Source organism: Kitasatospora sp. NPDC101155 (assembly GCF_044768305.1).
In the GTDB taxonomy this organism is placed as follows: domain Bacteria; phylum Actinomycetota; class Actinomycetes; order Streptomycetales; family Streptomycetaceae; genus Kitasatospora.
In genome coordinates, this window is record NZ_JBIWPN010000014.1 from 150,567 (window position 1) to 176,568 (window position 26,002).

General features: G+C 73.1%; 27 protein-coding genes and 1 pseudogene. 9 read left to right on the forward strand and 19 right to left on the reverse strand.

The annotated features are described in order from the left end of the window. Nucleotides 1–160: 160 nt before the first annotated feature. The 5 genes from ACIRYZ_RS22580 to ACIRYZ_RS22600 form a co-directional block, all read right to left on the reverse strand. Complete coding sequence (locus ACIRYZ_RS22580) at nt 161–784, reverse strand: sigma-70 family RNA polymerase sigma factor (protein WP_402946719.1); 624 nt, start codon at nt 782–784, stop codon at nt 161–163. A 159-nt stretch (nt 785–943) separates the two neighbouring features. After that, on the reverse strand, nt 944–1,294 hold the full coding sequence (locus tag ACIRYZ_RS22585) for a hypothetical protein (RefSeq protein ID WP_402946721.1): 351 nt from the start codon (nt 1,292–1,294) through the stop codon (nt 944–946). A gap of 87 nt (nt 1,295–1,381) precedes the next feature. Next, complete coding sequence (locus ACIRYZ_RS22590) at nt 1,382–1,543, reverse strand: hypothetical protein (RefSeq protein ID WP_402946723.1); 162 nt, start codon at nt 1,541–1,543, stop codon at nt 1,382–1,384. Nucleotides 1,544–1,745: 202 nt separating this feature from the next. Next, complete coding sequence (locus tag ACIRYZ_RS22595) at nt 1,746–3,998, reverse strand: hypothetical protein (RefSeq protein ID WP_402946725.1); 2,253 nt, start codon at nt 3,996–3,998, stop codon at nt 1,746–1,748. A 341-nt stretch (nt 3,999–4,339) separates the two neighbouring features. Continuing rightward, a complete protein-coding gene (locus ACIRYZ_RS22600) occupies nt 4,340–6,718 on the reverse strand; it encodes an ATP-binding protein (protein WP_402946727.1) in 2,379 nt (792 codons plus the stop codon). A gap of 176 nt (nt 6,719–6,894) precedes the next feature. On the opposite strand from ACIRYZ_RS22600, the gene ACIRYZ_RS22605 reads away from it, so the two are divergent. Next, nucleotides 6,895–7,440 carry a hypothetical protein gene (locus ACIRYZ_RS22605; protein ID WP_402946729.1) on the forward strand — a complete coding sequence of 182 codons (546 nt, stop codon included), beginning with the start codon at nt 6,895–6,897 and terminating at the stop codon, nt 7,438–7,440. Nucleotides 7,441–7,669: 229 nt separating this feature from the next. Here ACIRYZ_RS22605 and ACIRYZ_RS22610 read toward each other — a convergent pair whose 3' ends face one another. From ACIRYZ_RS22610 to ACIRYZ_RS22620, 3 genes and pseudogenes are all read right to left on the reverse strand, one after another. Further along, the gene (locus ACIRYZ_RS22610) at nt 7,670–7,945 is read right to left on the reverse strand and encodes a hypothetical protein (protein ID WP_402946731.1); all 276 of its coding nucleotides are present in this window, start codon (nt 7,943–7,945) and stop codon (nt 7,670–7,672) included. A gap of 140 nt (nt 7,946–8,085) precedes the next feature. Further along, nucleotides 8,086–8,394, reverse strand: a pseudogene (locus tag ACIRYZ_RS22615) (zinc ribbon domain-containing protein); the annotation flags it as partial. After that, the gene (locus tag ACIRYZ_RS22620) at nt 8,279–8,911 is read right to left on the reverse strand and encodes a TetR/AcrR family transcriptional regulator (RefSeq protein WP_402946733.1); all 633 of its coding nucleotides are present in this window, start codon (nt 8,909–8,911) and stop codon (nt 8,279–8,281) included. The gene ACIRYZ_RS22620 and the pseudogene ACIRYZ_RS22615, both read right to left, overlap by 116 nt. 345 nt (nt 8,912–9,256) lie before the next feature. On the opposite strand from ACIRYZ_RS22620, the gene ACIRYZ_RS22625 reads away from it, so the two are divergent. From ACIRYZ_RS22625 to ACIRYZ_RS22635, 3 genes are all read left to right on the forward strand, one after another. Beyond that, nucleotides 9,257–9,658, forward strand: coding sequence for a hypothetical protein (locus ACIRYZ_RS22625; RefSeq protein ID WP_402946735.1), 402 nt, complete (start codon nt 9,257–9,259; stop codon nt 9,656–9,658). A 206-nt stretch (nt 9,659–9,864) separates the two neighbouring features. Continuing rightward, on the forward strand, nt 9,865–10,494 hold the full coding sequence (locus ACIRYZ_RS22630; protein WP_402946737.1) for a carbonic anhydrase: 630 nt from the start codon (nt 9,865–9,867) through the stop codon (nt 10,492–10,494). Nucleotides 10,495–10,599: 105 nt separating this feature from the next. Next, entirely contained in the window at nt 10,600–12,072 is a 1,473-nt protein-coding gene (locus ACIRYZ_RS22635; protein WP_402946739.1) for a SulP family inorganic anion transporter, read from the forward strand. A gap of 92 nt (nt 12,073–12,164) precedes the next feature. Here ACIRYZ_RS22635 and ACIRYZ_RS22640 read toward each other — a convergent pair whose 3' ends face one another. Beyond that, on the reverse strand, nt 12,165–13,169 hold the full coding sequence (locus tag ACIRYZ_RS22640; RefSeq protein WP_402946741.1) for a DUF2690 domain-containing protein: 1,005 nt from the start codon (nt 13,167–13,169) through the stop codon (nt 12,165–12,167). Between the two features lie 274 nt (nt 13,170–13,443). Between ACIRYZ_RS22640 and ACIRYZ_RS22645 the strand changes: the two genes are divergently transcribed. After that, entirely contained in the window at nt 13,444–13,881 is a 438-nt protein-coding gene (locus ACIRYZ_RS22645) for a helix-turn-helix domain-containing protein (protein ID WP_402946743.1), read from the forward strand. Nucleotides 13,882–13,955: 74 nt separating this feature from the next. Here ACIRYZ_RS22645 and ACIRYZ_RS22650 read toward each other — a convergent pair whose 3' ends face one another. From ACIRYZ_RS22650 to ACIRYZ_RS22670, 5 genes are all read right to left on the reverse strand, one after another. Next, nucleotides 13,956–14,150 carry a peptidoglycan-binding protein gene (locus ACIRYZ_RS22650; RefSeq protein ID WP_402946745.1) on the reverse strand — a complete coding sequence of 65 codons (195 nt, stop codon included), beginning with the start codon at nt 14,148–14,150 and terminating at the stop codon, nt 13,956–13,958. A 103-nt stretch (nt 14,151–14,253) separates the two neighbouring features. Next, the gene (locus ACIRYZ_RS22655; protein WP_402946747.1) at nt 14,254–14,643 is read right to left on the reverse strand and encodes a peptidoglycan-binding protein; all 390 of its coding nucleotides are present in this window, start codon (nt 14,641–14,643) and stop codon (nt 14,254–14,256) included. A gap of 143 nt (nt 14,644–14,786) precedes the next feature. Next, nucleotides 14,787–14,993, reverse strand: a complete 207-nt coding sequence (locus tag ACIRYZ_RS22660) for a hypothetical protein (RefSeq protein WP_402946749.1) — start codon at nt 14,991–14,993, stop codon at nt 14,787–14,789. 286 nt (nt 14,994–15,279) lie between these two features. Continuing rightward, nucleotides 15,280–15,972, reverse strand: a complete 693-nt coding sequence (locus tag ACIRYZ_RS22665) for a hypothetical protein (protein ID WP_402946751.1) — start codon at nt 15,970–15,972, stop codon at nt 15,280–15,282. Nucleotides 15,973–16,082: 110 nt separating this feature from the next. Next, a complete protein-coding gene (locus ACIRYZ_RS22670; protein WP_402946753.1) occupies nt 16,083–16,952 on the reverse strand; it encodes an SAM-dependent methyltransferase in 870 nt (289 codons plus the stop codon). 165 nt (nt 16,953–17,117) lie between these two features. Between ACIRYZ_RS22670 and ACIRYZ_RS22675 the strand changes: the two genes are divergently transcribed. After that, entirely contained in the window at nt 17,118–17,954 is an 837-nt protein-coding gene (locus ACIRYZ_RS22675; protein WP_402946755.1) for a hypothetical protein, read from the forward strand. Here the strand turns inward: ACIRYZ_RS22675 and ACIRYZ_RS22680 are convergent. From ACIRYZ_RS22680 to ACIRYZ_RS22690, 3 genes are all read right to left on the reverse strand, one after another. Then, nucleotides 17,929–18,807 carry an NAD-dependent protein deacetylase gene (locus ACIRYZ_RS22680; RefSeq protein ID WP_402946757.1) on the reverse strand — a complete coding sequence of 293 codons (879 nt, stop codon included), beginning with the start codon at nt 18,805–18,807 and terminating at the stop codon, nt 17,929–17,931. The two genes, ACIRYZ_RS22675 and ACIRYZ_RS22680, sit on opposite strands and share 26 nt — an antisense overlap. Before the next feature lie 164 nt (nt 18,808–18,971). Continuing rightward, entirely contained in the window at nt 18,972–19,841 is an 870-nt protein-coding gene (locus ACIRYZ_RS22685; RefSeq protein ID WP_402946937.1) for a serine hydrolase, read from the reverse strand. Nucleotides 19,842–20,026: 185 nt separating this feature from the next. Then, nucleotides 20,027–20,974, reverse strand: coding sequence for a LysR family transcriptional regulator (locus tag ACIRYZ_RS22690; protein ID WP_402946759.1), 948 nt, complete (start codon nt 20,972–20,974; stop codon nt 20,027–20,029). A gap of 166 nt (nt 20,975–21,140) precedes the next feature. Here ACIRYZ_RS22690 and bla point away from each other — a divergent pair, with 166 nt between their 5' ends. The 3 genes from bla to ACIRYZ_RS22705 all read left to right on the forward strand — a co-directional run bounded on the left by bla (nt 21,141) and on the right by ACIRYZ_RS22705 (nt 24,832). Then, a complete protein-coding gene (gene bla, locus ACIRYZ_RS22695; protein ID WP_402946760.1) occupies nt 21,141–22,088 on the forward strand; it encodes a class A beta-lactamase in 948 nt (315 codons plus the stop codon). Nucleotides 22,089–22,125: 37 nt separating this feature from the next. Then, on the forward strand, nt 22,126–23,166 hold the full coding sequence (locus tag ACIRYZ_RS22700; protein WP_402946762.1) for an MBL fold metallo-hydrolase: 1,041 nt from the start codon (nt 22,126–22,128) through the stop codon (nt 23,164–23,166). Between the two features lie 184 nt (nt 23,167–23,350). Further along, on the forward strand, nt 23,351–24,832 hold the full coding sequence (locus ACIRYZ_RS22705) for a purine-cytosine permease family protein (RefSeq protein WP_402946771.1): 1,482 nt from the start codon (nt 23,351–23,353) through the stop codon (nt 24,830–24,832). Nucleotides 24,833–24,935: 103 nt separating this feature from the next. Here ACIRYZ_RS22705 and ACIRYZ_RS22710 read toward each other — a convergent pair whose 3' ends face one another. Both ACIRYZ_RS22710 and ACIRYZ_RS22715 read right to left on the reverse strand, forming a co-directional pair. Continuing rightward, nucleotides 24,936–25,100 carry a hypothetical protein gene (locus ACIRYZ_RS22710; protein WP_402946774.1) on the reverse strand — a complete coding sequence of 55 codons (165 nt, stop codon included), beginning with the start codon at nt 25,098–25,100 and terminating at the stop codon, nt 24,936–24,938. A gap of 55 nt (nt 25,101–25,155) precedes the next feature. Then, entirely contained in the window at nt 25,156–25,923 is a 768-nt protein-coding gene (locus ACIRYZ_RS22715) for a DUF4232 domain-containing protein (RefSeq protein WP_402946776.1), read from the reverse strand. Nucleotides 25,924–26,002: the final 79 nt, after the last annotated feature.

Consider the following 26,002-nt stretch of genomic DNA (forward strand, 5'->3'; position numbering starts at 1 on the left):
CCCCCCGCCGCCCCGGACCGGCCTCGCCAGCGGCGGGACCCGGCCGGGGCGGTTGCCGTCCGCGCTCAGGTCGGTGAGCGCCCAGGCCCGCTGCTCGCGGTCGCCCTGGGCTCCGGCCGACTCCAGGGGCTGCCCGGCCCGCGAGCCGACCGGCCGGAAGTCACCGGCCGACCGGCGCGTACCCGTGCTCCGCCGCCAGGACCGGCCGCAGCGCCCGGATCGCGTAGAAGTTCCGGGACTTGACCGTCCCCGGCGGCACTCCCAGCCTGGCCGAGGCCTCCTGCACCGAGCGGTCCTTCAGGTGCAGTTCGACCAGCACCTCACGGTGGTGCTTCTGCACCCGCCGCAGCGCCAGGGCGATGTCCCGGGCGACCACCACCTGCTCGTACGGGTCCTCGACGAGCGGCCGGTCCTCCAGCGGCTCGCCGATCACCTCCTTGGCGCGGGCGGCGGCCATCCGGTAGTGGTCGATCGCGATCCGCCGGGCCACCGTGAACAGCCAGGGTCGGCTCTGCTCGGGGCCTTTGGTCAGCGCCTCCGGGTGCTGCCAGGCCCGCAGCAGGGTCTCCTGCAGGATGTCCTCCGCCTTGCCCCGGTCACCGCCGGTGGCCCGCAACAGGGCCCGCAGCAGGTAGCCACCGTGCAGCCGGTGGATCTCGGCCAGGGTGTCGGGGTCGAGGGTCGGTCGGGCCGGGCCCGGCTCGGGTGCCGCGGCCACGACGGCCGACGGCCCGACGGGTGGCTGGATGACGGGCGTGGGCTGGGCGACTGGCGGCTTCGGCACGCGCTACCTCTCAGGTCGGGCAAGGGCACATGGCAGGGCTTCCGCCGTACGTCCCCCGTGGCGGGCAGACAGCAGCCTGCCGGGCGCCGCCAAGGACCCGCCAACGATCCGCCAACGCCCAGACCTGCGGGCACCGGGCCCGCCGCCGGGTGCCACCGCTCAGCCCTCGTCGAGCTCCCGCACCAGCTCCTGGACGCCGTCCTCGCCCCGGTGCTCGATCAGCACCGCGACCCACCCCGCCAGCCGTTCCCGCTCGGCCGTCGTCCACCCCGGCGCGGACGGGTGCACGTCCACCACCAGCGACCTCGACACGGCCAGCAGCCCCGGCGTCGGCTCCGGCCGCCGCTGCCGCTCCGGCAGTGCCCGCAGCGCCAGCCGCCGGGCGACGGACGTCACCTCGGCCGCGGTGCCCCCCGGCACCGCCAGCGCGGGCGGCCCCGGCACCTCCGGCGCGCCCATCCGCACCAGGGCCGCGATGTACGCCCGCACCTCGGCGCCGTCCGCATCCATCCCGTGTTCCTCCCCCGTCCCGTTCCGTCCCGCTCTACGTGGCCTCCGCCGACCGGGGTTCAGCCACAGCGCGGCGGCGGTCACCCGTCAGTACGGGTGCGGCCGGAAGCCGCCGACGACCACGACGGAGGCGACCGTTCCGTCCGCCGCCCGGCCGAGCCAGACCGCATTGTCCTCGTCCGCCGTGAAGGTCACGAGGTCGGCCCCGAGTCCGTCGTGGCTCACCCGCTCGAACGAGCCGTCGTGCACCTGCTCCCGCTCCTGCGCGGTGTCGAGACCGGTACGCAGGTCCCGCCAGAACTGACCGCGTCCAACAGCATCCGTTCGTCCTCGCCCGCCGCCAGGCGGGCATCCACCGTGTACGTCATACCGCGAGCGTAGACAACCCCACCGACAGCCGACGGCCGGCCGGGGCGGGTGCCCCCGGCCGGCCGTCGGCGCGCGGTAGTGGCTACTTCTTCGTCTGCGCCACCGGCGTCTGGTACGGGTGGTGGTGCGTGCCGCCGACGTGCAGCTCCTCGTCCGGCTTCCCGGCGAGCTTGGGCAGCACGTGGGTGCCGTACGGGTCGGTGACCGTGATCGCGGTGCCGTTGCGGTGCACCTCGTGCGGCGAGCCGATCGAGTACGAGGCGAGCGCGATCCCGGTGCTCGGGGTCGGGCCGGCACTGGTGGCGGTGCCGAAGGCGGCGGAGGTCAGGGTCAGGCTGGTCGGCGCGGCGCCGAGGGTGAGGTAGCCGGACTGCTCGCCGCCGTACACCGAGCCGAAGGCGGCGCCCCCGGTCACGGTGGTGCCGGCCGGGACGGTGACCGGCACGGTGGTGCCGGCCGGGCCCTGGACGGTGACGGCGCCGCCCTGGATGTAGCCGCTGACGGTGCCGGCGGTCAGGGTCTGCTGCCAGGCGGTCTGCTGCTGCAGGGTGCTGCCGGCGTCGGTGAGGGTCTGGTTGACCACCGGGGTGTCCGGGGTGAACCAGCCGCGGTAGGTGGAAAGGATGCCGGTCAGGGTCTGCAGGGCGAGCCGGTCGTCGGTCAGGTTCGACTGGTGCATGAAGAACGGGCGCGGGTCGTTGCTGAGCACGTACCCGAGGGTGATCTTCTCCTGCATCGGCAGGACGTAGCTCGCCCAGCCGGTGTTCAGGTCGAGCGGCGTGATGCAGGTGGTGGTGGTCGGGTTGGCCTCGCAGTTGCCGCTGCCGCCGTTCGCCTTGGAGGTGTAGAGCCAGTTGTACTCGCTCACCTCGTCGGGCTGGGTGGAGACGTTGTAGAAGACGTTGATCGGGTGGCGCGGCACGCCGAGCGCCGAGGCGATCTGCCGCTGGCCGGTCTCCCGGGAGGCGTCCACGCCGAGCCACTGGATGTTGTTCTGGCTGAGCGCGGCGAGGAAGTTCGGGTTGTCGTTGGGCTGTTGCGGCAGCATCACGGTGCCGGAGTGCTCACCGGCCACCAACTCGCCCGGCCTGAACGGAAGTCCGTTGGCCTGACCGAACTGGATGTTCTGCTGGACCTGGCTGTTGACGGTGGCCCGGTCGACGTACTGGATCGCGCCGGTGGAGTCGGTCTGGCACTTCCACGGAATCACGGTGAAGTTCTGCACGCAGCCCAGGAACGGGTGCTGGTAGGTGTGGTTGAGCCACCAGAAGCTGTTCTTGTTCGCCAGCAGGGCGGTGGTCAGCGGGTCGGTGCCGCCGTTGGCCGCCGCGTAGTCCAGGCTGGGGCCGCCGTTGAACAGGAAGTCCAGGGTGTAGTTGTTCTGCTGCTGCCAGGCGACGGTGGCGGTGACGTCCGCCGGGGTCATCCGGATCGGCGTGGTGGCCGGCACGCTGCCGACGCAGTCGCCCTCCCCCGGGGTGCAGTTGCCGACCTGGCTCCACCGGGCGTTGGCGTTGAAGAGGTCGTCGATGTGGGCCGAGAAGTAGTTGCGCCAGTACCCCAGGTGGACGCCCTTGGTGACCCAGTCCACGATGCCGTGCGCCAGCAGCCGGTACTGCTGCTGGTAGTAGTTGTAGGCGAAGGTCAGCACCAACTGCTGGCGCCCGCCGGAGGTGTAGACCCCGGCGAGGGTGCCCTGGGTGGTGGTGCCGGGCACCGTCTCGGTCAGGTACGGCTCGAAGTGCGAGCCGGTGGCCGGATTGTCGGGCAGCGGGGTGGTCAGGTAGCCGTACGAGCCGTTCCCGCCGGGAGTGCCCTCGAAGGGGACCGGGCCGTTCAGGTAGCGGAAGGCGTCCGCACGGGCGGAGGCGGTCGCCGTCGCGCTGGTGCCGTCCAGCGAGCCCGACCAACTCGGCGCGTTCAGACCGGTGTTGGTTCCGGGCCAGACGTAGGCGTCCACCTGCCGGACCTGGTAGCCCTGCTCGTAGCCGGCCAGGGTGCTCAGCTCGGCCGCGGAGAGCTGGGACGGGGCGTCGTTGGGCAGCACGACGCCCTCGAAGTGCCCGTGCGGGGTGCCATCGGCCAGGGTGTCGGCCAGGAAGCCGGCCGTGATCGTGGCCCTGCCGGTGCTGGTGAGGTCGATGACGGTGGTGGGCACGCCCTCGGCGGCCAGCTGCTGCCGGATCCCCTCGACCCAGGGGTTGCCGTCGGTGACCACCAGGACGTTCAGGTCCACCCGTGATGTCGCGGCCGAGGCCGGGACGACGGCGGCCAACCCGATCACCGCAGTGGCGACGGCCAGCGCGACGGCGGGGAGGAAGCGGAAGGCTCTCACGCGAAAGGCCCCTGCGGTATTGCGGTGAGTCGACTCATGGGAGCTGATAATGCCCGGCCGGACAGGGCCCGCGCAGCAGGCTGGGAACAAGGTTTGCCAAGGTCTGGGGAATTACTGGAAGAAGGTGCGGCCAGGATGCGCACCCGTCAATGTCAGGAGGGTGAACGACAATTGATGAGGGCCTGGTCGAACGGCTCTGACCAGCCATTTTCCCGCACCGGGCCGCACCGGCCGGGGATTCTGGCGGGCCCCTGACAATGCCGCCCGAGCACGCGGATTTCCCGTCCGCCACCGCACGACCGGAATACCGGTCAGGTCAATTCCGGCGCCCGGTCCGCCGCTCAGCGGAGCCGCCCCGGCCCGGTGCTCGCGTTCAGCCGGGCCCGAACGGCGTCGGCGTCACGGTGCTGCAGGTCTTCGAGGATGGCGAGGCTCCGGTTCCAGGAACCCCGGGCGGCCTCGACGTCACCGAGTGCGAGGTGGGTGTCGCCGATGTGGGTGTGGATGTCGGCCTGGAGGAAGTAGTCGCCGACGGCCTGACGCAGGCGCAGCGACTCGCGGTAGGCGGGGAGCGCCTCGTGGTACTCGCCCAGGTGGTGGTGGATGAAGCCGATGCTGTCCCAGATGGACGACTGGCCGGGGAGGTTGCCGGTGTCGCGGGCCAGGTCCAGTCCGCGCCGGCAGTACGGGAGCGCCTCCCGCAGCTCGCCCTGCTGCGCCAGGTACCAGCCGATGCTGTTGAGCGCGAGGGCCTGCCCGGAGGGGTCGCCGATGGCCTGGAAGAGCTCCAGGGCCCGGCGGGACTCGGCCACCGCCTCGGCGTCGGCGTGCTCCTCGCCGTGGGCGATGGCGAGGTCGAGCCGGGTCCTGCCCTCGCGCGGGCGGTCCCCGAGCGCCTCGAAGAGTTCGAGGGCCTGGCGCAGTTCGCGTTGGGCCTGGGGCTGGCGGCCCTGGGAGCGGTGCACCTGGCCGAGCCAGCGGTGCGCGTGCGCCTGCCGGCGGAGGTCCCCGGTGCGTTCGGCGGCGGCCAGCGCGGTCTCGCTCGCCCGCTGCCACTGCTGCCACAGCCCCGACTTGAGCAGGTAGGCGACCTGCGCGCCGACGAGCTGCCAGGCGTGGACGTCGGCGCCCGCCCGGTGGGCCGAGTCGACGATCCGCTCCAGCACCGATTGCTCGTCCCGGTACCAGTCGAGCGCCTGCCGGCGGTCGGCGAGGACCTCGGGAGCCGCCCCGGCGGCCGGTTCCGCGAGGTCGAGCGACTGCCAGTTGGCGTCGTCGGCGTAGGCGAGGCAGCCGGCGCGGTGTGCGGTGTGGAGGTAGTGGTCGAGCATCCGCAGCGTCGCCTCGGCCTGCCCCTGCGGCGACTCCAGGGCGGCCACCTGCTCGGCGGCGTAGACGCGCAGCAGGTCGTGGAAGGTGTACCGGCCCCGCTCCGGCGCGGTGATCAGATGGGCACGGTGCAGGTCCTCCAGCAGGGCGCGGGTCTCGGACAACGGCAGACCCGCGAGGCTCGCGGCCGCCGCCGCGCTGACGTGCGGGCCCGGGTGCAGGCCGAGCAGCCGGAACAGGCGGGCGGCCTGCGGAGCCAGCGCGCGGTAGGACCAGGAGAGCACCACCCGGACGTCGGCGTGGCTGTCACCGGCCGACAGGAGGTCCAGGCGCGCCTGGGAGTCCCGCAGTTCGTGCGCCCACACGCCGAGCGGGGTGCCGGGGTGGTCGGCCGCCCGTGCGGCGGCGATGTTCAGGGCCAGCGGCAGCCGGGCACAGAGCTCGATCAACTCGTCGGCCGCGTCCGGCTGGTCCTCGACCACCGCGGCGCCCAGGCGGCGGGCGAGCAGTTCGCGCGCCTCCGCACCGGAGAGCACGTCCAAAGCCAGCGGGACGGCGCCGTCCAGGGCGACCAGCCCGGGCAGCCGGTTCCTGCTGGTCACCACGACCAGGCAGGTGTTGGAGCCGGGCAGCAGCGGGCGGACCTGTTCCGCCTCGCGGGCGTTGTCGAGGACGATCAGCGTCCGGGTGCCGGCCAGCCGGCTGCGCAGGAGCGCGAGCTGCCCGTCCGGGTCGGCGGGGACGCGCAGCGCGGGAACGCCCAGCGCGTCCAGGAAGCCGCGCGCCACGTCGGCGGCGTCGACCGGGGCGCGGTCGGGGTCGAACCCGCGCAGGTTGGCGAAGAGTTGACCGTCGGGGAAGCGGTCGGCCACCCGGTGGGCGAAGTGCACGGCCAAGGTGGTCTTGCCCACGCCCGCGGTACCGGCGATCGCCGAGATCACCACCGCGCCGCAGCCGGGGGTCACGTCGGCCAGCAGCTCGTCGAGCGCCTGGAGCTCGCGGGCACGCCCGGTGAAGTGCCGGATGGCCATGGGCAGCTGCTGCGGGCTGCTCGACCCGGCCGGGCCGGAGGACAGGACCGGGGGAAGGGGCGGGAGGGCCGCGGCTCCGGGGGTCGGCTCCGCCGCCGGAGCGTCCGGTCCGTCCGACCCGGCCGAGCGCTGTGGGTCCGTGTCCCGTGCCGCCGCCAGCCACCGGGTACGGGTGTCCTGGTCGACGCCGAGGGCTTCGGCGAGCCGCACCACCGAGGACAGTCGGGGTCGGCGCCCGCCCGCCTCCAGGGCGCTGATCGATCGCGCCGACACCCCCGAGCGCTCCGCGAGCTCGTCCTGGCTCCACCCCGCCGACAGTCGTCGCTCCCGCAACAGCTCGGCGAAAACAGCAGCCCCCACTCATCCCCCTGGTCCCCTGCGAACCGTGCCGACGTCTGCCCGGCCGGCGCTGATCGCGAACGAGAGTAGCCCGACGCACGCCCAAGTGTCAGGTCAACGTCAGGTCAACGTCGTGGTCGCCCCGGCCCCACCACGGCGATGATGAGCGCCGAACGGCCCCGTCCGAGGAGGAAGACTTGAACGCTCGCAGGGCCGCTTCGCGTCCGACCAGGGGTTCGGCCCGGATGACGGCGGTCGCCGTCGCCCTCGCGGCGCTAGGCACGGTCGACGCTCCGGCCGCCCCGGCCACCCCGTCGGCCCGCCCCGGCCCCGTACCGGTCGAGGAGGTCAGGACCGCAGCCGGGGTCCTCACCGTCTACCGCTCGGCCGGCCGGCCGCAAACCGTCGCCCCCGCCCCGGGCGACGGCGACGCCACGCCGCCCACCTGGGCCACCACCTGCAACGGCGTCAACCCCAAGGTCTGCTTCGCGGTCGACGGCAGCGGCTACTACGTCCGCACCATGGAGAACAGCACCTACTACGGTGCGAGCACCTGGGCCGACATCCAGATCAAGAGCCCTTCCGGGGCCGTCGTGACGGGGACGAGCTTCCACGTGACCGGCGGCACCTGGTACACCACGACCTACACGCCGAACGGCTACGTCACCGCCGGCTGGTGGTGCGGCTTCAGCGACGCCAACGGCGGCGTGTACACCGGCAGTTGCATCAATGTGAGCAACTGATCCACAGACCGACGGGCCGCCCCGGGGCGCCGCCCGTCGACCGGCCGCCGGCCCCGGCCACCGGGGGGCCCCCGCGAGCCGCCCGGACCCCCCCGCGCCGCCACCCCGCGGGGGGCGCGCCGCCGCCCCGAAACCCCCCCCCCCCCCCGCGGGCCCCCCCGGGGCCCCCCCCGCCCCCCGGCCCGCGCGCCGCGCCAGGGGGGTTCCCGGGGCTCGCGCCCGGATCCGCTCAGCGCGGCATCGCGGCGAGGGCCGCGCGCGCGACCTTCACCGCCTCCGCCTCGCAGCCCTGCGCCGGGTGCTCCTTGCCGCCGATGCCGACGGACAGGCCCAGGTTGCCGTCGCGGACCACCAGCGAACACCCCGCTCCGCTCCCCGACGAGTCCCAGTACGCTTCGTCGCCGATCCCGAGCCCGCTCTCGCGCCGCTTGCCCTTGGCCGCGTGGGCGAAGTCCTTGCGCTGCGTCTGCGTGGCGTTGCCGCTGCTTCCGGCGCTGCGCTGCAACTCCCACTGGAGGGAGGCGGAGGGCGTCTGATCCCAGTAACGCTGCCCGGCGACGACGGTCGAGCCGTACCAGGAGCAGTTGATCCGGGCGTAGGTGGACTGCTCCAGGTAGCGGTTCCGGAGTTGGCATCCTCCCCCGGCTAGAGCCGGGGGATTCCTCCCGCGCCTGCGGCACGGACACCCGCGGGTCGCAGGTCGCCGAGGCGGGTTCCCCGTTCGACGGGCCGTGCCTGGCGCGGGATCGCCACACCAGGACTGACCGGCCCTCCAGGGGCGTTTGGCCTGTCCGCCTGCCCGGCGGCCAGGATGTTCCGAGCAGCATTGAGGTCACGGTCATGCAGCACACCACACGCACCACAGGCCCATTCGCGCACCGCGAGGGGTTTGGGTCCGTCGCGGTGTCCGCACTCCGAGCAGAGCTGGGACGACGGGAACGCGCGGTGCACGACGTGGACGGTGCGTCCGTACCGGGCTGCTTTCTCTTCGAGAAGACGGCAGAAGGTGGACCATCCGGCGTCGTGGACGGTCGAACTCGCGCCCCAGCTCCACCAGCGTCCCGGCACGCTCCCGCCACAACTCGACGAAGCCCGGATTCCCGCGGCCGTAGGTGAGCAGGGGGTCGATGACGGCGTCGACCACATCGCGCACGGTCCTGCGCCCACGCTCGCGCAGCCGGGTGATGATCTGCCCGCGCAGCTCCACCGGGTGACGCTGCAGCAGCTCGGTCTCCACCGCGAGGCGGTCGCCGAAGTAGTGGTAGACGAACGCGGTCGGGATGCCGGCCCGCTCGCCGATCGCTCTGAGGGTCGCCGCCTCGTGGCCCTGTTCGGCGAGGATCGCCTCGGCGGCGCCGAGGATCGCCCGCCTGCGCTCGACCCCGCGGCGCTGGGTCGTCGGACGGGCCGGCGCCCGGTCGGACGGATTCTTCTCGAACTCGGTTCGGGATCGTACCAGTTGCCGTTTCACTCCCCCTTGCCAGGAGAGGGTTCAGATGACTCACGCACACCGCGGCACGGGACCTCAGCGCCGAGGGCCATTCGGCGCTCCCGCTCGAAGCGCGTGACCGGATCGGCGGCCGCACCTGCCTCGGCGAGGCCTTCGGCCGCCCGGGCTGGATCCTCGCGCTCGATCTCACCAGTCCCCCGCCGCACCGATACAACCTGACCACAACTGAGCCCGCCCCTCCGGAAGTTGTCCAGTGGGGCGGACGTCTTTGTTACCCACATCACGTTCGGAGTTCGGGCAAGGGTTCACCAAGAGCAGGTAACGTTTCGGCGTCGGCACGACGAGTACGACGTCGGGAGTCCAGTGGTGGTACGGCGAGTTGCGGCAGCAGTGGTTCTGCTGACCTTTGCCGTCTTCATGCTGCTGCTGACCCCCAAGGCCGCGTCGGCCGTCCCGCGCCCGATGTGCGCGATGGCCCCCGAGAAGGAGGCCGAGCAGCGCAAGCTGCGCGGCTCGCTCGACGCGCCGCCGGAGGAGGCCGACACCTCGGCTCACCTGGACGCGGTGACCGCGCCCGTCCTGGCTCCGCGCCGGGCCCAGCTGATCGACGAACCGGCCCCCGCCCGCGAGACTGTGGACGTCACGGCGACGGCCGCGGAATCCGACACCCCGGCCCGCGCCGCCCATCCGCAAAGAGCGAGAGAGGCCTGGAGCCCCGCCTCCGCGCTCACCCCCGACGCCACCACCCTGCAGACCTTCCGCTGCTGACAGGCGGCGTGTGGCCCGCACGCTCCCACGACGGCCTCCGCACCGTGCCTTCGCCACGGTGTGACGGTCGGTCACCCATGACCGCCCGAGGTTGAGGCCCGGTCGTCGGGCATGTGCCGCACGCACTCTTCGCGTCCCTGTACCGCTCCCCGCCGAGCCACCCCGCTCGGCCCGGTGAGCACACGAAGAGCCACGAGGACGAATTCATGCAGACCCTCATCGAGCACGCCCGTACGTTCCCCGCCGCGCTCTCCGAGCGACGGGAGGAGTTCGCCCGGCTGGCCAACGGCCAGCGACCGCAAGCCCTGTTCATCTCCTGCTCCGACTCCCGGGTGATCCCGTCGATGTTCACCGGGGCCCGCCCCGGTGACCTCTTCGAACTGCGGACCGCGGGCAACATCGTCCCCCGCTACCGGGCCCAGGCCGGCGCCTGCGGTGTCGCGGGCTCCCTGGAGTTCGCCGTCCAGGCCCTGGGCGTGCCGGACATCGTGGTGTGCGGCCACTCGCACTGCGGTGCCGTCCAGGGCCTGGTCCGCGAGCAGGGGGTCGCGAGCATGCCCCTGGTGGGACGCTGGCTGGCCTGGGCCGGGCACCGGCCGGATGCGGACGGGACCGCGCGGGCGCAGGGCCCGGCGGAAGCCCAGGGCTCCGCGCCCGACCTGGTCGCCGTCACCCAGCAGCACGTGCTGACCCAGCTGGACCACCTGCGCAGCTACCCGTTCGTCGCCCGCCGCCTGGCGGCCGGCCGACTGCGGCTGCACGCCTGGTACTACACCGTCGAGACCGGCGCGGTCCAGGCCTGGAAGCCCGCCAGCGGCGCGTTCCAGGCGCTGTAGGCCGCCACCCGACCCCTCCGGCCGCTCCCGGCCACGGCACCCACCGCGCCCGTGCGCGGCGGGTGCCCCCTCCACGACGTTCCCTCCTTCGAACAGAGAACGCCCATGACTTCCTCCCTCGCCACGCTGCGCTCCGCGCTGCGCACCGACGTCACGTCCTCCCTCGTCGTCTTCCTGGTCGCCCTGCCACTGTGCGTGGGCGTCGCCGTCGCCTCCGGCGTCCCGGCCGAACTCGGCCTGATCACCGGCATCGTCGGCGGACTGATCACCGGGCTGCTGCCCGGCAGCAGCCTCCAGGTCAGCGGGCCGGCCGCCGGCCTGACCGTGCTGGTCCTCAGCCTGGTGCAGGACTACGGGCTGAGCGCCCTCGGTGTGGTCGTCCTGGCCACCGGGCTGCTGCAACTGGCCCTCGGCGCACTCAAGTTGGGCCGCTTCTTCCGCGCGATCTCACTGTCCGTGGTGCACGGCATGCTGGCCGGCATCGGGCTCGTCCTGGTCGCCGGGCAGGTCTACGCGCTCGCCGACGGCAAGGCACCCGGAACGGGGCCGGCCAAGCTGGCCGGGCTGCCCCAACTCGCCCTGGACGTCGCCCGGTCCGGCCCCGCGCTCACCGCCGTCGGCATCGGCGCCGGCACCGTCCTGATCATGGTGCTGTGGAAGAAGCTGCCCGGCCGGGCCCAGCTGCTGCCCGGCCCGCTCGTCGCGGTCGGCGCCGCGACCGCCGCCACCGTCCTGTTCGACCTGCCGGTCAAGCGGGTGGAGGTGAAGGGCCTGCTGGCAGCCGTCCAGCCGCCCGGCGGGGCCGACTTCGCCCGGCTGACCGAGGTCGGCCTGCTGACCACCGTCATCGCCTTCACCCTGATCGCCTCCGCCGAGTCCCTGTTCAGCGCCGCCGCCGTCGACCGGCTGCACGACGGGCCGAAGACGGACTACGACAAGGAGCTGATGGCCCAGGGCGCGGGCAACACCGTGTGCGGGCTGCTCGGCGCGCTGCCGATGACCGCGGTGATCGTGCGCAGCGCCGCCAACGTCCAGGCCGGCGCCAGGACCAAGGTCTCGCGCGTGCTGCACGGCGTCTGGCTGCTGCTGTTCGCCGCCCTGCTCCCCGCCGCACTCGGCATGATCCCGGTGGCCGCGCTGGCGGGCGTGCTGGTCCACGCCGGGTTCAAGCTGCTGCCGGTCAAGGAACTCGGGCCGCTGTGGCGCGAACACCGCGGTGAGGCGGTCGTCCTGGTGGTCACCGCCGGGGCGATCCTGGTCACCGACATGTTCGAGGGTGTGCTGATCGGCCTCGCCCTGGCGGTGGTCAAGGCCGCCTGGGAGACTTCGCGGGTCCACATCGAGGTGGAGGAGCCGGGCGAGGGCCTGGTGCGGGTCCGGATCTTCGGCAACGCCACCTTCCTGCGCCTGCCCCGCATCCTCGACACCCTGGAGCGGCTCCCCACCGACCGGCCGATCGAGCTCGACCTGGCCGCGCTGCGCCACCTCGACCACGCCTGCATGAGCGCCCTGCAGACCTGGTCCGACCAGCACAACGCCCGCACCGTCCAGCCCGACCGGACGGCCGTGACCGCCTGACCGCCTGACCGCCTGACACCGGGGCCCTTGGGGCGGCACCCCCGTCCGCCCGACGGGTCCCGGTCCCGGTCGTCCCAGCTGGCTGAACCGGCTCAGCCTGCGCGGGAGGTCGGCGTCGTGGCGACGGTCGGGGGCACGGGCAACGGCGCGGCGGCGGCGCGAGCGGCCGGGTCGGTGACCACGCCCGTGCAGCCGTCGCCGCCCTTCTGGTGGCCGCACACCCGCAGGGTGGTGTCGCCCGGGCTGGCGTCGACCATCACCGAGTAGTTGTCGTAGCCCCAGTGGATCAGGGCGGTCTCTTGCCAGCCGGTGTTGGTGCTGATGGTGGCGCTGTCCCCTGGGGAGCCGTCGGTGATCCCGGCCCAGGCGGCCCGACATCGCGGGCTGTAGTGCATGTACAGGACCACCTGGCCGACGTTGCCCTTCAGCAGCGTGTGGTCGTCGGTCTCGCACCCCATGGCCTGCGGGTCCTTGCCCGCGCAGCCGACGCCCTGGCAGAGCGGCGCGGGCTCCGAGGCCGTCGCGGTCGGCGGGATCGCCGCCGCGGCGCTGCCGCCGCCCTGTGGGCCGCGCAGCCACAGGCCCGCGACCAGGACGAGCACGGCGGCGGCGGCCGCTATGGCGGCGGCGACGCGCGCCATGGGGATACCCGTCGGCAATTCGGCCGCCGGCACGAGCGGCGCCTCCACGAGCGGCACCTCGACGGACGGGAGCTGCTCGACGGGCAGCGCGGGCGTCTCGACCGGCAGCCCGGGCAGCGGGACGGGCACCGGCACCGGCTCCGGCTCCGGTTTCGGCACGAGGTCGGCCGCGGGTTCCGTGGCGCCCTCCTCCCGCTCGGCCTCGGCCTGCCGCAGGAGGGAGATCAGCAGTGCGGCGTCGCACTCCACCGCCGCGATCAGCCCGGCCAGCGCCTGCGGGGTGATCAGCCGCTTCCCGTTCAGCCACCGCTCCCAGGAGGCCTTGCTGAGGTAGGTCCGCTTGCCGAGCTCGGCCAGCGAGATCCGGTGCGCGTCCTTGACCGCGCGCAGCTCTTCGGCCAGCCGCCGGGCGGGTTCCGAAAGATCATCAGGAAGCGGCTTCCAGGACTGGCTCATCGCGGGCCCCTCTGGCGGGTCGACAGACGTCGTGAACTGATCATTTTTTGGATGATCAGTCTATTCCGCTCCACGGGGCATCGTCTCAACCGTCTCCCGCTCGCCCGCCAAAACCCCAGCTCCGGGCCGTGAGACAGGACGGGTCCGTCTCAGATCGTTCGGAGACAGTCGAATGATCGCGGTCACATATCGGAGAGTTGACTCAACCGGGTAGCGGTCAGGACGTCGTCCGCACCACACCGGTCAGATCAGAGCAAGCACGGGGGGAAGCCTCATGGGCCGCCAGCACGCGTCCGAGATCACGTCTCTGTCCGCTGTCGACGAGCTCGCCAAGGAGCTCCAGTCGCTGAAGTCCGCATCGGGCCTGACCTACGCCCGCATCAGTGAACGCACCCACTACGCGAAGTCCTCGTGGGAGCGCTGGGTGAACGGGAAGCAGTTCCCGCCGCGCGACGCGGTGGAGAGCATCGCCTCGGTCTGCGAGGGCGACGCCGAGCACCTGCTCGCCCTGTGGCGCCTCGCCAACAGCTGCCGCGTCACGGTCAGCGCGCCGAACGCACTGTCGGCCGGGCCGCTGGACCACCCGCCGTCCGCGTGCCCGCACCGTCGACAGGCCGTCATCCTGCGCCGTCTGGTCCTGCTCGGGCTGGGGCTCGCGGCGGGCGCGGGGCTGGCCACCGCCGGCCGACGGCCCCGGCGGCCCGGCTCCTGAGCAATGGACGGCCCGGGCACCGCGCTGAGGGGCAGCGCGCGGTGCCCGGGCCGGGTCGGATCGGTCCCCTGGGATCAGCCGAGCAGCCGGCTCCAGGTCCGGGCGTCCACCACGCCGTCGGCCCGCAGCGCGGCCGAACTCTGGAAGGCCGTCACGGCGCTCTGCGCGGCGGGCCCGTACGCCCCGTCCACGGTCAGCGTCGCGCCGTGCCGCACCGGCAGGTACTGCAGCGTCCGCAGGTTCTCGCCCGAGGCGCCACTGCTCAGCACCGGCCACACCGGCCGGGGCGACCTGTTCCTTCGGCGTGGTCGGGGAGCGAAAGGCCTCCGTCCCCGCGCCTGCGGACGGTGCGGGGACGGGGGTGGAGCCCGGTCAGTAGGTGGTGGGCAGGGCGTTCCGGCAGTTGCCGTACATCGTGGGGTCGCCGTTGGCGATCAGCATGTTCCCGGTGAGCGGGCCCACCTCTCCGTCGGCGTGCTTCGTGTAGCTGATCAGCTGGTTCTGGAACATGACCACCGCGTTGTAGGTGGCCGGGCCCCAGTAGCCGTCCTCCGTGAGCCTCGGGTACCGCAGGCCGTGCTGGTAGGTGAAGTAGTTGATCTCGGCCTGGACGCAGTACACGGCGTTCCAGTTGTTGGCCTGGCCGTAGCCGACGTACCCCGCGTCAGTGTTGGCGCTGGCCGTCCCGGCCATGGGTATCACGGCGACGGCAGCGGTGGCGGCCGCCACGGCGGCACGCTTGACCAGGGAGTGAATGGCCACGGTTCTCCTTGAATCCGGCATGGGTCCGCCCGCAGCGGACCGCTCGGCCACCACGCTAGGTGCCCGCCGGCCCGCCCCACCACGAATCCCCGTCCCTCCCCCGTCCCGGGACACCCCGGACACCAGGGGCCGCCGGACCCGGGCTAGCGGGTGAGGCCGAAGGAGGTGACGAGCAGTCGGCCGGCGTACGGGGTCTCGGCACCGAGGAGGCCGGTCGGGTTCACCGAGTAGACGACCTTGCGGCTCAGGTCGCGGGTGGCGAAGACGCCGCTGGTGTAGCCGGGGCGGGAGCCGGTCGTGCCCCAGGCGACCTGGCCGTCCTGCTCGATCCGCAGCAGGCCCATGCTCATGCAGGCGCGGGAGGAGGGGCCCTTGCCGCAGTCGTTGTTTTGACATCCTCCCTCGGCTACGGCCGGGGGATTCCAACACCGGTGGGGTGTTGGGGTTCACGGGCACTCGACCGCTGGCGCGGTGTTGCCCCTCCGGTACCGGAAGATGCCTTCCGGGGCCTTACGGCCTGTCCTACCGCGACGTTGGTTGCTGCGTTGGTGTCCGCGTTGCAGGTGAACCCGCAGGATACGCATGCGAAGTCGGCTTGGCTCTTGCGCGACTTCGTCAGTCTCCGGGCGATCCGGCTCAGCCCGACCAGACGGTGACCGTGGCGTCCACCCGGTAGTCCGACGGGGCGATGGCGTCGATCTTGATCAGGGCCGTGCGGCCGCCCGGGCTCTTCAGGCAGACCAGCGATCCGACGCCGACGTGGGCCGAGTCGCCCGGGTGGGTCACGGCCCAGTCGGAGCAGGCGGCACCGGACGGCGGTGCCTGGCCCGTCCAGACGCCGAACTGGTCGTGGTCCATCTGGATCTCCTCCCGCAGCACGGCGCTCGTCGCGGTGAACCCGGCCGCGTAGATGCCCTTCGGGAAGCCGGAGTCGCGCCCCGGCGGGGTCAGGTCGAAGTCGACCCCACCGTCCATCGGGATGCCGACCTGCCCGCTCCAGGCCACGGTGAGCCCGGTCGGAGACGACGCGGGCGGGGTCGGCGCCGCCCGGGTGGCACTGGTAGGCGCGGGCGCCGCGGGCGCCGTCGTCGACGCCGCGGTGGCGGGGGCGGGCGCAGCGGTCGAGGCCGCGACGGGCGGCGCGTCACCCTTCGGCCGGATCGCCGTCCCCAGGATGAGGGCCAGCAGCCCGACCGCGACCACCCCGACCCGGGCTCCCGTGGTCTGCGGGCCCGGCAGCTTGATCCCGGCGCCGCTCGCGGCCTCCTTCGCGAAGGCCACGACGAAGCAGAGCAGTCCGAACACCCACAGCGTGATGGTCCCCGTCACGGCTCCGCCCCCGATGTCCCACGTATCCCGATCCCGAACGCGCAGATGCTACAAGGAATCTGGCCTGCCGGCAGGTCCATTCGGGCGGAGCCGGGACGGGGAAGACGCGCCTACGGCTTGAGGGCGACACCCGCGTAGAAGGAGACCTGGGCGTCCGTGACGTCGGCCGGGAGCAGCCCGGCCGGGTCGTCGGTCTCGTCGGGGTGCCAGCGGTGGGCGGGGACGATACCGGGGTCGAGGAGGTCGAGGCCCTCGAAGAAGGTGGCGAACTCGGCCTTGGGGCGCAGCCGCAGGGAGGTGCCGGCCTGGTTGTAGATCTCCTCGACCTTGGTGGCGCCGGACGGGTCGAGTTCGGCGGTGGCGTGCGAGAGGACCAGGGCGGAGCCCGCCGGCAGCGGGGCGAGGAGGCGGTCGAGGATGGCGTGGGCGTCGGCGAGGTCGGGGACGAAGTGGAGCAGGGCCACCATCGAGAGGACGACGGGCTGGTCCAGGTCGAGCGTGCGGGCCACTTCGGGGGTGGCCAGGATCGCGGCCGGGTCGCTGACGTCGCCGTGGACGTACGCGGTGCGGCCCTGCGGGGTGCTGGTCATCAGGGCGCGGGAGTGGGCCAGGACGACGGGGTCGTTGTCGGCGTAGACCACGCGGGCCCGGGGCTCCACGGTCTGGGCGACCTCGTGGAGGTTCGGCGAGGTGGGGATGCCGGTGCCGATGTCCAGCCACTGGCGCAGGCCGCGCCGGGCCAGGGCCCGGGTGGCGCGGTGCATGAAGGTGCGGTTGGCGCGGACGGCGGTGCGCATGGTGGGGAAGACGGTCAGCACCCGCTCGGCGGCCTCGCGGTCGACGGCGAAGTTGTCCTTGCCGCCGAGGAAGTAGTCGTACATCCGGGCGCTGTGCGGGATGTCCTGGCGTATGTGCGGGACGACCGGTTCGCCGGACCGCCCCGACTCGGCGGCCGTCATCCAGGTCTCGTCCGCGCTCATCCGCTGTCCCCTCATCTGTGATCACGTCAGGCCCGCCGCAGTCTAGCCAACTCGCCGGTAACGCAGGGCCGGTCCGCCCGGCCCGCCTGTGCGGCCGCCGATCGCACTGCCGCCGAGAACGGGGGGTAGTAGGCTGACCAGGAAAGATGATCTTCAGGAGACGACATGCCCGCCACCAAGCCCCGCGTCCTGCTCGTCACCGATCTCGCCTACCAGGCCCGGGGCCGCCGGTACTGCGACGAGGACATCCGGCTCTCCGCCGCCCTGCGCGAGGACTTCGACCTCGCCCTCTGCCACCCCCTCGACGCCGCCGCGCTGATGGACGCCTTCGACGTGGTCCTCGTCCGCAACAGCGGCCCGGTGCTCAACTACCGTGCCGAGTACGAGGCCTTCCGCAGCCGCGCCCTCGACCGCGGCACCCGCGTCTACAACCAGCTGACCGGGCGCGCCGACATGGCCGGCAAGCAGTACCTGCTCGACCTGAGCGCCGCCGGGTACCCGGTCATCCCCACCGTCGACCGGGCCGAGGACCTCGCGCGCCTGCCCGTCGTCCCCGAGTACGTGGTCAAGCCGAAGCTCGGCGCCGACTCGATCGGCCTGCGGACCCTCCCCCGCGAGCAGCTCGACTCCGTCACCTACGACGGGGACGTCCTGGTCCAGCCGCTGATCCGCTTCGTGTACGAGGTCTCGTTCTACTTCGTCGACGACGCCTTCCAGTACGCCCTCCACGCCCCCGACCCGGAGCAGCGCTGGCGCCTCGAACGGTACGAGCCCACCGCCGCCGACCTGGAGTTCGCCCACCGCTTCATCGCGTGGAACACCGTCGAGCACGGCATCCAGCGGGTCGACGCGTGCCGCACCCCCGAGGGCGACCTCCTCCTCGTCGAGCTGGAGGACCTCAACCCCTACCTGTCCCTGGACCTGGTCGACGAGGCCATCCGGGACCGGTTCACCGCGGCCCTCAGGGCCTCCCTGCTCAAGCTGGCGGCGAACCGGCCCTGACCAGCCGGGCCGCCTCGGTAAGCACCGCGCCCAGCGGCAGGCCGACCCGGGCGACGGCCAGGCCGTCGCCCCGGGTCGCGCCCTGGTTGACGATCGCGACCGGGGTGCCCGCACGCGCGGCGTGCCGGACGAAGCGCAGGCCCGACATGACCGTGAGCGATGAGCCGAGCACCACCAACGCCTGTGCCGCGTCGACGAGTTCGAAGCAGTGCTGGACCCGCGGCCTGGGTACGGCCTCGCCGAAGAAGACCACGTCCGGCTTGAGCACTCCCCCGCACTCCGCGCAGGGGGCGACCCGGAACCCGTCCACCAGCTCCTGCGGCAGCTCGGCGTCGCCGTCGGGGTTGACCCGGGCCGACCCCGCCCGGAAGCCGGCGTTCAGCGCCTCCAGCCGCCCGTCCAGCTCCTCCCGCGAGCTGGTGCGCCGGCACTCCAGGCACACCACCCGGTGCAGCCCGCCGTGCAGTTCCACCGCCGCACGCGTGCCGGCCGCCCGGTGCAGACCGTCCACGTTCTGGGTGATCACCGCTGCCACATGACCCGAGCGCCGCAGCTGCTCCACCGCGCGGTGCCCGGCATTCGGCTCGGCCCGCGCGATCGTGCGCCACCCGACGTGGCTGCGCGCCCAGTACCGGCGCCGGGCCGCCTCGCCGCCCGTGAACTCCTGGTACGTCATCGGCGACCCGCGCCGCCGGCTGCCCGTCTCACCCCGGTAGTCCGGGATGCCCGACTCCGTCGACAGCCCCGCGCCGCTGAGCACCACGACGCCCCGCCCGGCCAGCAGCCGCACCAACGCCTCCAGGCCGACCGCATCGGCCGCCGTACCGCCGAGAGTCGTCGCGGGCACACCCATGCCGTCCAGCCTAGAACCCGCCGACGGGCCCGCGCGACGGCCGCCGTGAGCCGGCCGATCACGGCGGCAGGCGCCGCCGCAGGCCCTTCCGGGACCGTTCGGCGCTCGATCCCGCCGTCCGGCTCCCCCCGCGGGCGACCCGCTCACCTCACCGGGTGCCACGGTCAACCGCGCTCGCCGTCCCTCCCGCCCGCCATGAGGCGCAGGGCGTCGACGGCAAGGCGGGCGGCGGTCCCGATGGCGGCGTCGGCGGTGGGGAGGGTGATGCTGGTGGCGGCGGCACGGGTGAAGACGGCCAGGGCGTAGCGGCCGCCGTCGGGGTACTCGACGACGCCGACCTCGTGGCGCAGGGTGGGCAGGGTGCCGGTCTTGCCGTGGACGCGGACGTCGTCGAACGGGAAGCCGGCGGCCAGCCGGTGCGGCCAGACCTGGAGGCCGAGCAGGCGGCGCAGTGCGGCGCCGGGTTCGCCGGGGCAGGCGTCGCCGTGCCAGAGGGCGGCGAGCAGGGCGGTCATCTCGCGGGCGGTGCTGCGGTTGGTGAAGGCCGGGTCGAGGACCCTGAGCCGGGCGACGACAGCGGGGTCGACCGGGGAGTCCTGGCCGGTGTCCTCGGCGAGGGCGGCGAACAGGTCGCGGACCGTGTGGACGGCGACCGTACGGGTCAGGCCCAGCTCGGCCATCGCGCGGTTGACGGTGTCCAGGCCGATTTCGTCCCAGAGCACGTCCGCGGCGGCGTTGTCGCTGACCGCGACGGTCAGGTAGGCGAGGTCCCGCAGGGAGAGCCGGGTGGCGTCGAGCATGGCCGACAGGCCTGTACGTCCTGGGGTGCGGCCGGCGGCGGGGAGGTCCACCGGCCGGGTCAGGTCGATCCGTCCGGCGGCGGCCTCGCGGTACAGCGTGACCAGGAGGCAGAGCTTGTGGACGCTGGCGGTACTGACCGGGGTGTCGGCCCCGAGGGCGAGCTCGGCGCCGGTGTCGAGGTCGCGGGCGTGCAGCAGGCCGCTGACACCGGCTTCGGCGAAGGCTGCCGCGATGCGGGCGCGCGCGGCACGGGTGCCGGCGGGGTCCCGGCGGCCGCTCGTACGGTCGGCTGCGGGACGGTCGTCGGCGGCTGCGGCACGGCCGCCGACGGCGCTGTCGCCGCTCGGACGGTCGCCGCGAGTGCGGTCGCCGCGAGTGCGGTCGGCGCCCGTGCGGTCGGCGCTCGGACGGTCGCTGGTCACAGCGGGAACTCCATTGCGGGCCGGGGGAAGAACGGGCGATTGGGCAGCTGGGGCAGCAGGCCGCCGGGTTCGGTCAGCGCCCGGTGAGCGGCCTCGGCGAACAGGCGGACGGCGGGCCCGTCGCGCCCGGCCGCCCAGGCGGTGGAGGTGCGCCAGGTCAGCGGGGTGCCGGTGAGCGGACGCCAGACTGTACCCGGTGGCGCCACGGTGCGCGGCACCAGGGCGACGGCGCTCCCGGTGAGCACGAGCGCGCCCGCGACGTCCGGGCCGGGCGGGTCGACGACTGCCTCCGGGGTGCAGCCGTACCGGGCCAGGGTGGTGAGCATCTCGTCGTACAGCGCCGGGGCCGTGGCACGGGGGAAGAGCACCAGACGCCGCCCGGTCAGCTCCGCCGCGGCCAGGTCCGGGCGGTCGGCGTCCGGGCTGTCGGCGGCGAGCAGCACGCCCAGTGGCTGGTGCAGGACGGGTCCGAAGGCCAGTCCGGCGGCCGGGCAGGGGTGGCGGACGACGGCGACGTCCACCGTGTGCTGGGCGAGTTCGCGCACCGCGGCCGCGACCGGCAGTTCCCGCAGGTCGAGCCGGGTGCCCGGGGAGGCGCTCTCGAACCCGGTGAGCAGCGCGGCCAGGGCGGCCGGTCCGAGGTCGGGTGGTACGGCCGCACGAAGGGTGCCCGCCCGGCCGGTGCGCAGGTCGGCCGCGACGGCCAGCAGGCGGGCGGAGCTTTCCAGCACCTCCTCCGCCTCGGCGAGCAGCAGCCGGCCCGCCGGGGTGAGCGCGACCCCGCGGGGACCGCGGTCGAACAGGGTGACGCCGAGTTCGCGTTCCAGCCGCTGGATCCGCTGGGAGAGCGAGGGCTGGGCGATCCGCAGCCGCTCGGCGGCGCGGCCGAAGTGCCGCTCCTCGGCGACCACGCGGAAGTGACGGAGATGCCCCAACAGGTCCATGAGCAGCAATCATAGGTATTTCGATATCGATCCCTTCAGCATCATGGTCTTGGACTGGAGTCCTGACGGCCTGTTTAGCTGAGGGCCACGGCACGACCGGCGCCGCCGGGCCGCCCCGCAACGCCGGTGACCGCCCTTCCCGTGCGCCCGACCCTGGAGATCACCGATGACGTCCGTGTTCCGGCACCCCCGTTCCACGCTGCCCGCCGTCGCCCTGCTCGCGGTGGCCCTGACGGCCGGGTGCGGCCACGGCATCCCCGGCGGCACCAGTGCTCCGGCGGCGACCGCGACCGCCGCCGTCACGGCCGCCGCCGTCACGACCTCGGCCCACCCAACCGATGGCGCCTTCAAGGAACTTGAGCAACATTTCGGCGCCCGACTCGGCGTGTACGCAGTGGACACCGGCAACGGCCGGGAGGTCGCCTACCGCACCGACGAGCGCTTCGCGTTCGCGTCCACGATCAAGTCGCTCTCCGCCGGGGCCCTGCTGCGCAAGGCGACCGACGAGGAACTGGACAAGGTGGTCACCTACCGCCAGGAGGACGTCCTGAAGTGGGCGCCGATCACCTCCCAGCACGTGGCCACGGGCATGAAGGTGCGTGATCTGGCCGCCGCCGCCATCGAGTACAGCGACAACACGGCGGCCAACCTGGTCATGGCCGAGCTCGGCGGCCCGGAGGCCGTCCAGCGGACCCTGCGCGACCTCGGCGACCCGACCACCAACGTCAACCGCACCGAACCCACCCTGAACGAGGCGACGCCGGGCGACCCCCGCGACACCAGCACACCCCGCGTCTTCGCCGCAGACCTGCGCCGCTACGTCCTCGGCGACGTGCTGACGGAGGACCGGCGCCGGCTGCTCACCGACTGGCTGATCGGCAACACGACCGGCGCCCCGTACATCCGCGCGGGCGTGCCCGCCGACTGGAAGATCGGCGACAAGACCGGCAACGCGGGCTACGGCACGCGCAACGACGTCGCCGTCGCCTGGCCCGCCGGCGGCCGCAGCCCGGTCGTCATCGTCGTCCTGTCCGACCGCGGCAAGCCCGATGCCACCTCCGACGACGCCCTGATCGCCGAGGCGACCAAGGCCGTCGTCACCGCCCTCGGCTGACCACCGCCCACGAGCGACCAGAGGAGCCCCACCCGCCATGACCCACCCGCTTCGCCGGCCCGCCCCCGCCGCCGACCGCCTGTCCCGCCGCCACCTGCTCACCGCCTCCGCGACCGGCGCCGCGACCCTAGCCGGCGCGGCCGCCCTGACCGGCGCGGCCCCGTACCCGGCCGAGGCCTCCGCCGCGACCGAGGCCCGTCCGTCGGGCCGCCGACGGCGCCGGCCCGGCCCGCCCGGCTCGGCCGGCGTGCGGCTGCGCTGGCTGGGCAACAACGGCTGGGAGATCACCTTCGGCGATCCCGACCGGCCCACGACGATCCTGATCGACCCCTGGATCACCCGCTTCCCCACCGGGACGTACACCCCGAAGGGCGCCGACCCCGCCACCCCGCTCAGCGTCGACACCGCCCTCATCGACAGCCTCCGGCTGCGCGCCGACCAGATCCTGGCGACCCACGGCCACTACGACCACCTGCCCGACATCCCGTACATCGCCGCCCGCACCGGCGCGACCGTCCTGGGCACCGAGACCCACGCCAACCTGCTGACCGCACTCGGCGCGCCCGGCGACCAGCTGTCGGTGGTGCACGGCGGCGAGTACCTGCAGTTCGACGGTTACACCATCCAGGTGATCAACTCGCTGCACTCGATGACCGGCCCCCGCTCCAAGGTCCCCTTCCCCGGCACCCGCCCCGGCTCGCCGCCGCCCCGGCCGAAGGTCATCTCGGACCTCGTCGAAGGCGGCACGCTCGCCTACCTGATCACCATCGGCGACAAGCTGAGCATCCTCGACAGCGGCGGCGCCAACTACGACGCCCGCCACCTCGCCGGCCTCGCCCCGGACGTCCTCCTCGTCCAGCCCGGCGGAGCCTCCGTCCCGGACTACGTCCCCCGCCTCCTCGACGTCCTCGACCACCCCCCGTACGTCGTCCCCACCCACTGGGACGACTTCGACCACCCGCTCACCGAACCCGCCCACGACTGGGGCGGCCTCCCCGCCCTCCAGGCCGCCGTCCACCGGTCCAGCCCCGAGGCCCGCTTCATCCGGCTCGACCACCTGGAGACCTTCACCTTCTGACCCACCCCCTGCGATCCCGCCCAGCCCAGCCCGACCCCCCGACCGTCTGCGAACGACCACATCAATCGGGTCACATCTCGAACACAGTAGGATGACTCAACTCCCGCGCTACGCGCGAAGAGTTCCATAGATGTGTCATTTGCCCGAATTTTCTCCCCCGCTTCACACGCACGGAGCCACCCTCATGGACAACCTGTCCACCGTCGACAACGCCGACGGCGCGATAGAGACGCGCGGTATCGAACCCGTCCCCGACCACGAGCGCCGGGGCAGAGTCCGCGAGCTCTTCCCGACCTGGGTCGCGGCGAACATCAGCGTCCTGCTGCTCACCATGGGCGCCGCCCTGGTGGTGTTCAACCAGTTGAACTTCTGGCAGGTCCTGATCGTCGCGGCGTGCGCCGCGCTCGCCTCGTTCGGCATGGTCGGCGTGCTGTCGGTCTCCGGGAAGTGGGGCGGGGCGCCGGGCGCGACCCTCTCGCGGGCCACCTTCGGGGTGCGCGGGAACCTCTTCCCCGGCGCGATCCTCTGGATCGCCCGGTTCGGCTGGGAGACGATCAACGCCGTCACCGGTGCCTACGCCGTGCTGACCGTCCTCGACCTGCTCTTCGGCATCAAGAGCAACACCGCGCTGATCGTGATCACGCTCTTCGCCTTCGTCGCCTGCACCTTCGTGGTCTCCGGCATGGGCCGCAAGGCGCTGAACGTCTGCAACACCTGGTCGACGTACCTCTTCGGCCTCTTCAGCGTGCTGGTGCTGGGCTACCTGGTCGCGACCATGCACTGGAGCGAGGTCTTCGCCAAGCCCGCCGGTACCACCGCGATGATGATCGCCGGCATCGGGACCATCGCCGCCGGCGGCATCAGCTGGGTCCCCACCGGCCCGGACTTCGCCCGCTACCTGCCGCACGCCGCCTCCGGCAGGAAGATCGTCGGCGTGACGGTCTCCGGCGCCGGCCTGGTGATGGTGCCGATGGTGCTGATGGGCGCCGTGATGGCGGTGGCCTCGCCCGGCCTGGCGCAGGCCGCGGACCCGGTCTCCTTCCTCGGTGACCTGCTGCCGACCTGGCTGGCCGTGCCCTACCTGCTGACCGCGATCGTGGGCATGCTGCTGATCAACAGCCTCTCGATGTACTCGGCCGGCTTCACCGCCCAGACCATGGGCGTCAAGCTGCCGCGCGCCATGGCCGTCAGCATCAACGCCGTGATCTCGCTGGTCGGCGGCCTGCTGCTGATGCTGGTCGCCAAGAGCTTCCTGGGCTCCTTCATCACCTTCCTCATCCTGCTCGCCGTCTCCTTCTCGGCCTGGATCGGCGTCTACGCGGTGGACATGTTCCGCCGCCGCTCGCGCGCGGTGCGCTACGACGCCACCGCGCTGATGGACACCAGCAGGAACAGCCGCTACTGGTACGTGGGCGGCTTCTGCTGGCAGGCCATGGTGTCCTGGGTCCTCGCACTGCTGATGGGGCTCGCCTTCACCAAGTGCGACTGGTTCGCCGGCCCGCTCTCCGACACTCCCGTCGGCAAGTACGGGCTCGCCTGGGCCGCGACCATCGTGATCTCCGCCGTGATCATGGCTGTACTCCCCGCGCCCCGGGAGAACGCCTCCGCCACCGTCGAGCAGCCCGCCGACCTCCAGGCGGAGCGGACCGAACGGGTCACCGTCTGACCCCGCGATCCGAACCTCCGCACGCCCCCCGGACCGCCCGGTCGTCGGCTCGCCTGAGCCGGCGACCGGGCGGTCCGGTTTCGATGTCGTGGTCAGGTACTGGTCAGATGTCGGTGGCGGTCTCGGGCCCGCGAACCTCAGGCCCGTGAGCCTCGGGCCCACCCCGCCCGGGGCCCGGGCCGTCCGGATCGCCGAGGAGGAGGACCTGGCAGGCCGCGCCGATGTAGACGGCCAGGAGCCGGGCGATTCTGCGGGGTGTGCTGCGCATGGTGGCGTGCCTGCTTTCGGGCTGGGCGCTGTCGGCTGTTCGGGTGTTGCCGGGGTCACCAGGAGACGGCGTCGTCCAGCGACTGCTGCCAGTAGGTGACCTTGAGGGAGTCGTCCACGTAGACGCCCTTGGCGGGCAGCGCCGGGTGGGCCCCCGCGCCGACGCTCTCGTCACCGGAGGGGCCCTGGAAGTAGACGGCCAGGGACGTCGCGGTGCGGCCGTTCGAGCCGTTGCCGCCGTCGGTGGAGGACAGGTTCACGGAGGCGTAGCCGGACTCGCCGGGCTTGAGCGTGACGACGGCCTGCGGCTTCGAGTCGGTGATGACCGGGGGCACGGACTGGGCCTCGCCGAACTGGACGGCCGGGTAGCCGTAGAGGTAGCAGGTGCCGGAGCCGGTGTTGGTGACCGTGAGCAGCATGTGGTTCACGGGGCGGTTCAGCGGGGCGGCGATGGTCTTGGTGGTGGAGCCCTCGCAGGCGGTCGGCTTGGCGGCCGGGGGCGCTGCGGGGGCCTTCGGTGCCGGGGTGTTCGCGGCCGGCTTGGAAGCGGCGGGCTTGGAAGCGGCGGGCGCGGGCGCGGCGGGCGCGGGTGCGGGGGCCGGGGCCTTGTCGGTGGTGCCACCGGTGCCGGCGGACGGGGAGGCGGACGTCGAGGGGGCCGTCGGCGAGGCGGGCGCCGCTGCGGGCACGGTGGCCCTGAGCGACGGGCCGGTTGCCGTCCCGACGTCCCCGTGGTCGTCGCTGCACGCGGTGATCGAGAAGGCGGCGAGCGCCACGCTCGCGGCAGCGGTGATCAGGCGGGTGCGGGAGGTGCGGACGGACATGTGGTCGTGCCCCTTTCGGCATGCGCTCAGGTGGTGCGTCGATCGGATGACCGAAGCCTGCGGAGCGATCCGTCCCGGC

Bases quoted from the DNA above. Each gene is read 5' to 3' on its own strand.
- ACIRYZ_RS22585 (WP_402946721.1), bottom strand. From the start codon at position 1,294: ATGGATGCGGACGGCGCCGAGGTGCGGGCGTACATCGCGGCCCTGGTG.
- ACIRYZ_RS22630 (WP_402946737.1), top strand. From the start codon at position 9,865: ATGCAGACCCTCATCGAGCACGCCCGTACGTTCCCCGCCGCGCTCTCC.
- ACIRYZ_RS22635 (WP_402946739.1), top strand. From the start codon at position 10,600: ATGACTTCCTCCCTCGCCACGCTGCGCTCCGCGCTGCGCACCGACGTC.
- ACIRYZ_RS22640 (WP_402946741.1), bottom strand. From the start codon at position 13,169: ATGAGCCAGTCCTGGAAGCCGCTTCCTGATGATCTTTCGGAACCCGCC.
- ACIRYZ_RS22645 (WP_402946743.1), top strand. From the start codon at position 13,444: ATGGGCCGCCAGCACGCGTCCGAGATCACGTCTCTGTCCGCTGTCGAC.
- ACIRYZ_RS22660 (WP_402946749.1), bottom strand. From the start codon at position 14,993: ATGAGCATGGGCCTGCTGCGGATCGAGCAGGACGGCCAGGTCGCCTGG.
- ACIRYZ_RS22670 (WP_402946753.1), bottom strand. From the start codon at position 16,952: ATGAGCGCGGACGAGACCTGGATGACGGCCGCCGAGTCGGGGCGGTCC.
- ACIRYZ_RS22675 (WP_402946755.1), top strand. From the start codon at position 17,118: ATGCCCGCCACCAAGCCCCGCGTCCTGCTCGTCACCGATCTCGCCTAC.
- ACIRYZ_RS22680 (WP_402946757.1), bottom strand. From the start codon at position 18,807: ATGGGTGTGCCCGCGACGACTCTCGGCGGTACGGCGGCCGATGCGGTC.
- ACIRYZ_RS22690 (WP_402946759.1), bottom strand. From the start codon at position 20,974: ATGGACCTGTTGGGGCATCTCCGTCACTTCCGCGTGGTCGCCGAGGAG.
- bla (WP_402946760.1), top strand. From the start codon at position 21,141: ATGACGTCCGTGTTCCGGCACCCCCGTTCCACGCTGCCCGCCGTCGCC.
- ACIRYZ_RS22700 (WP_402946762.1), top strand. From the start codon at position 22,126: ATGACCCACCCGCTTCGCCGGCCCGCCCCCGCCGCCGACCGCCTGTCC.
- ACIRYZ_RS22705 (WP_402946771.1), top strand. From the start codon at position 23,351: ATGGACAACCTGTCCACCGTCGACAACGCCGACGGCGCGATAGAGACG.
- ACIRYZ_RS22710 (WP_402946774.1), bottom strand. From the start codon at position 25,100: ATGCGCAGCACACCCCGCAGAATCGCCCGGCTCCTGGCCGTCTACATC.
- ACIRYZ_RS22715 (WP_402946776.1), bottom strand. From the start codon at position 25,923: ATGTCCGTCCGCACCTCCCGCACCCGCCTGATCACCGCTGCCGCGAGC.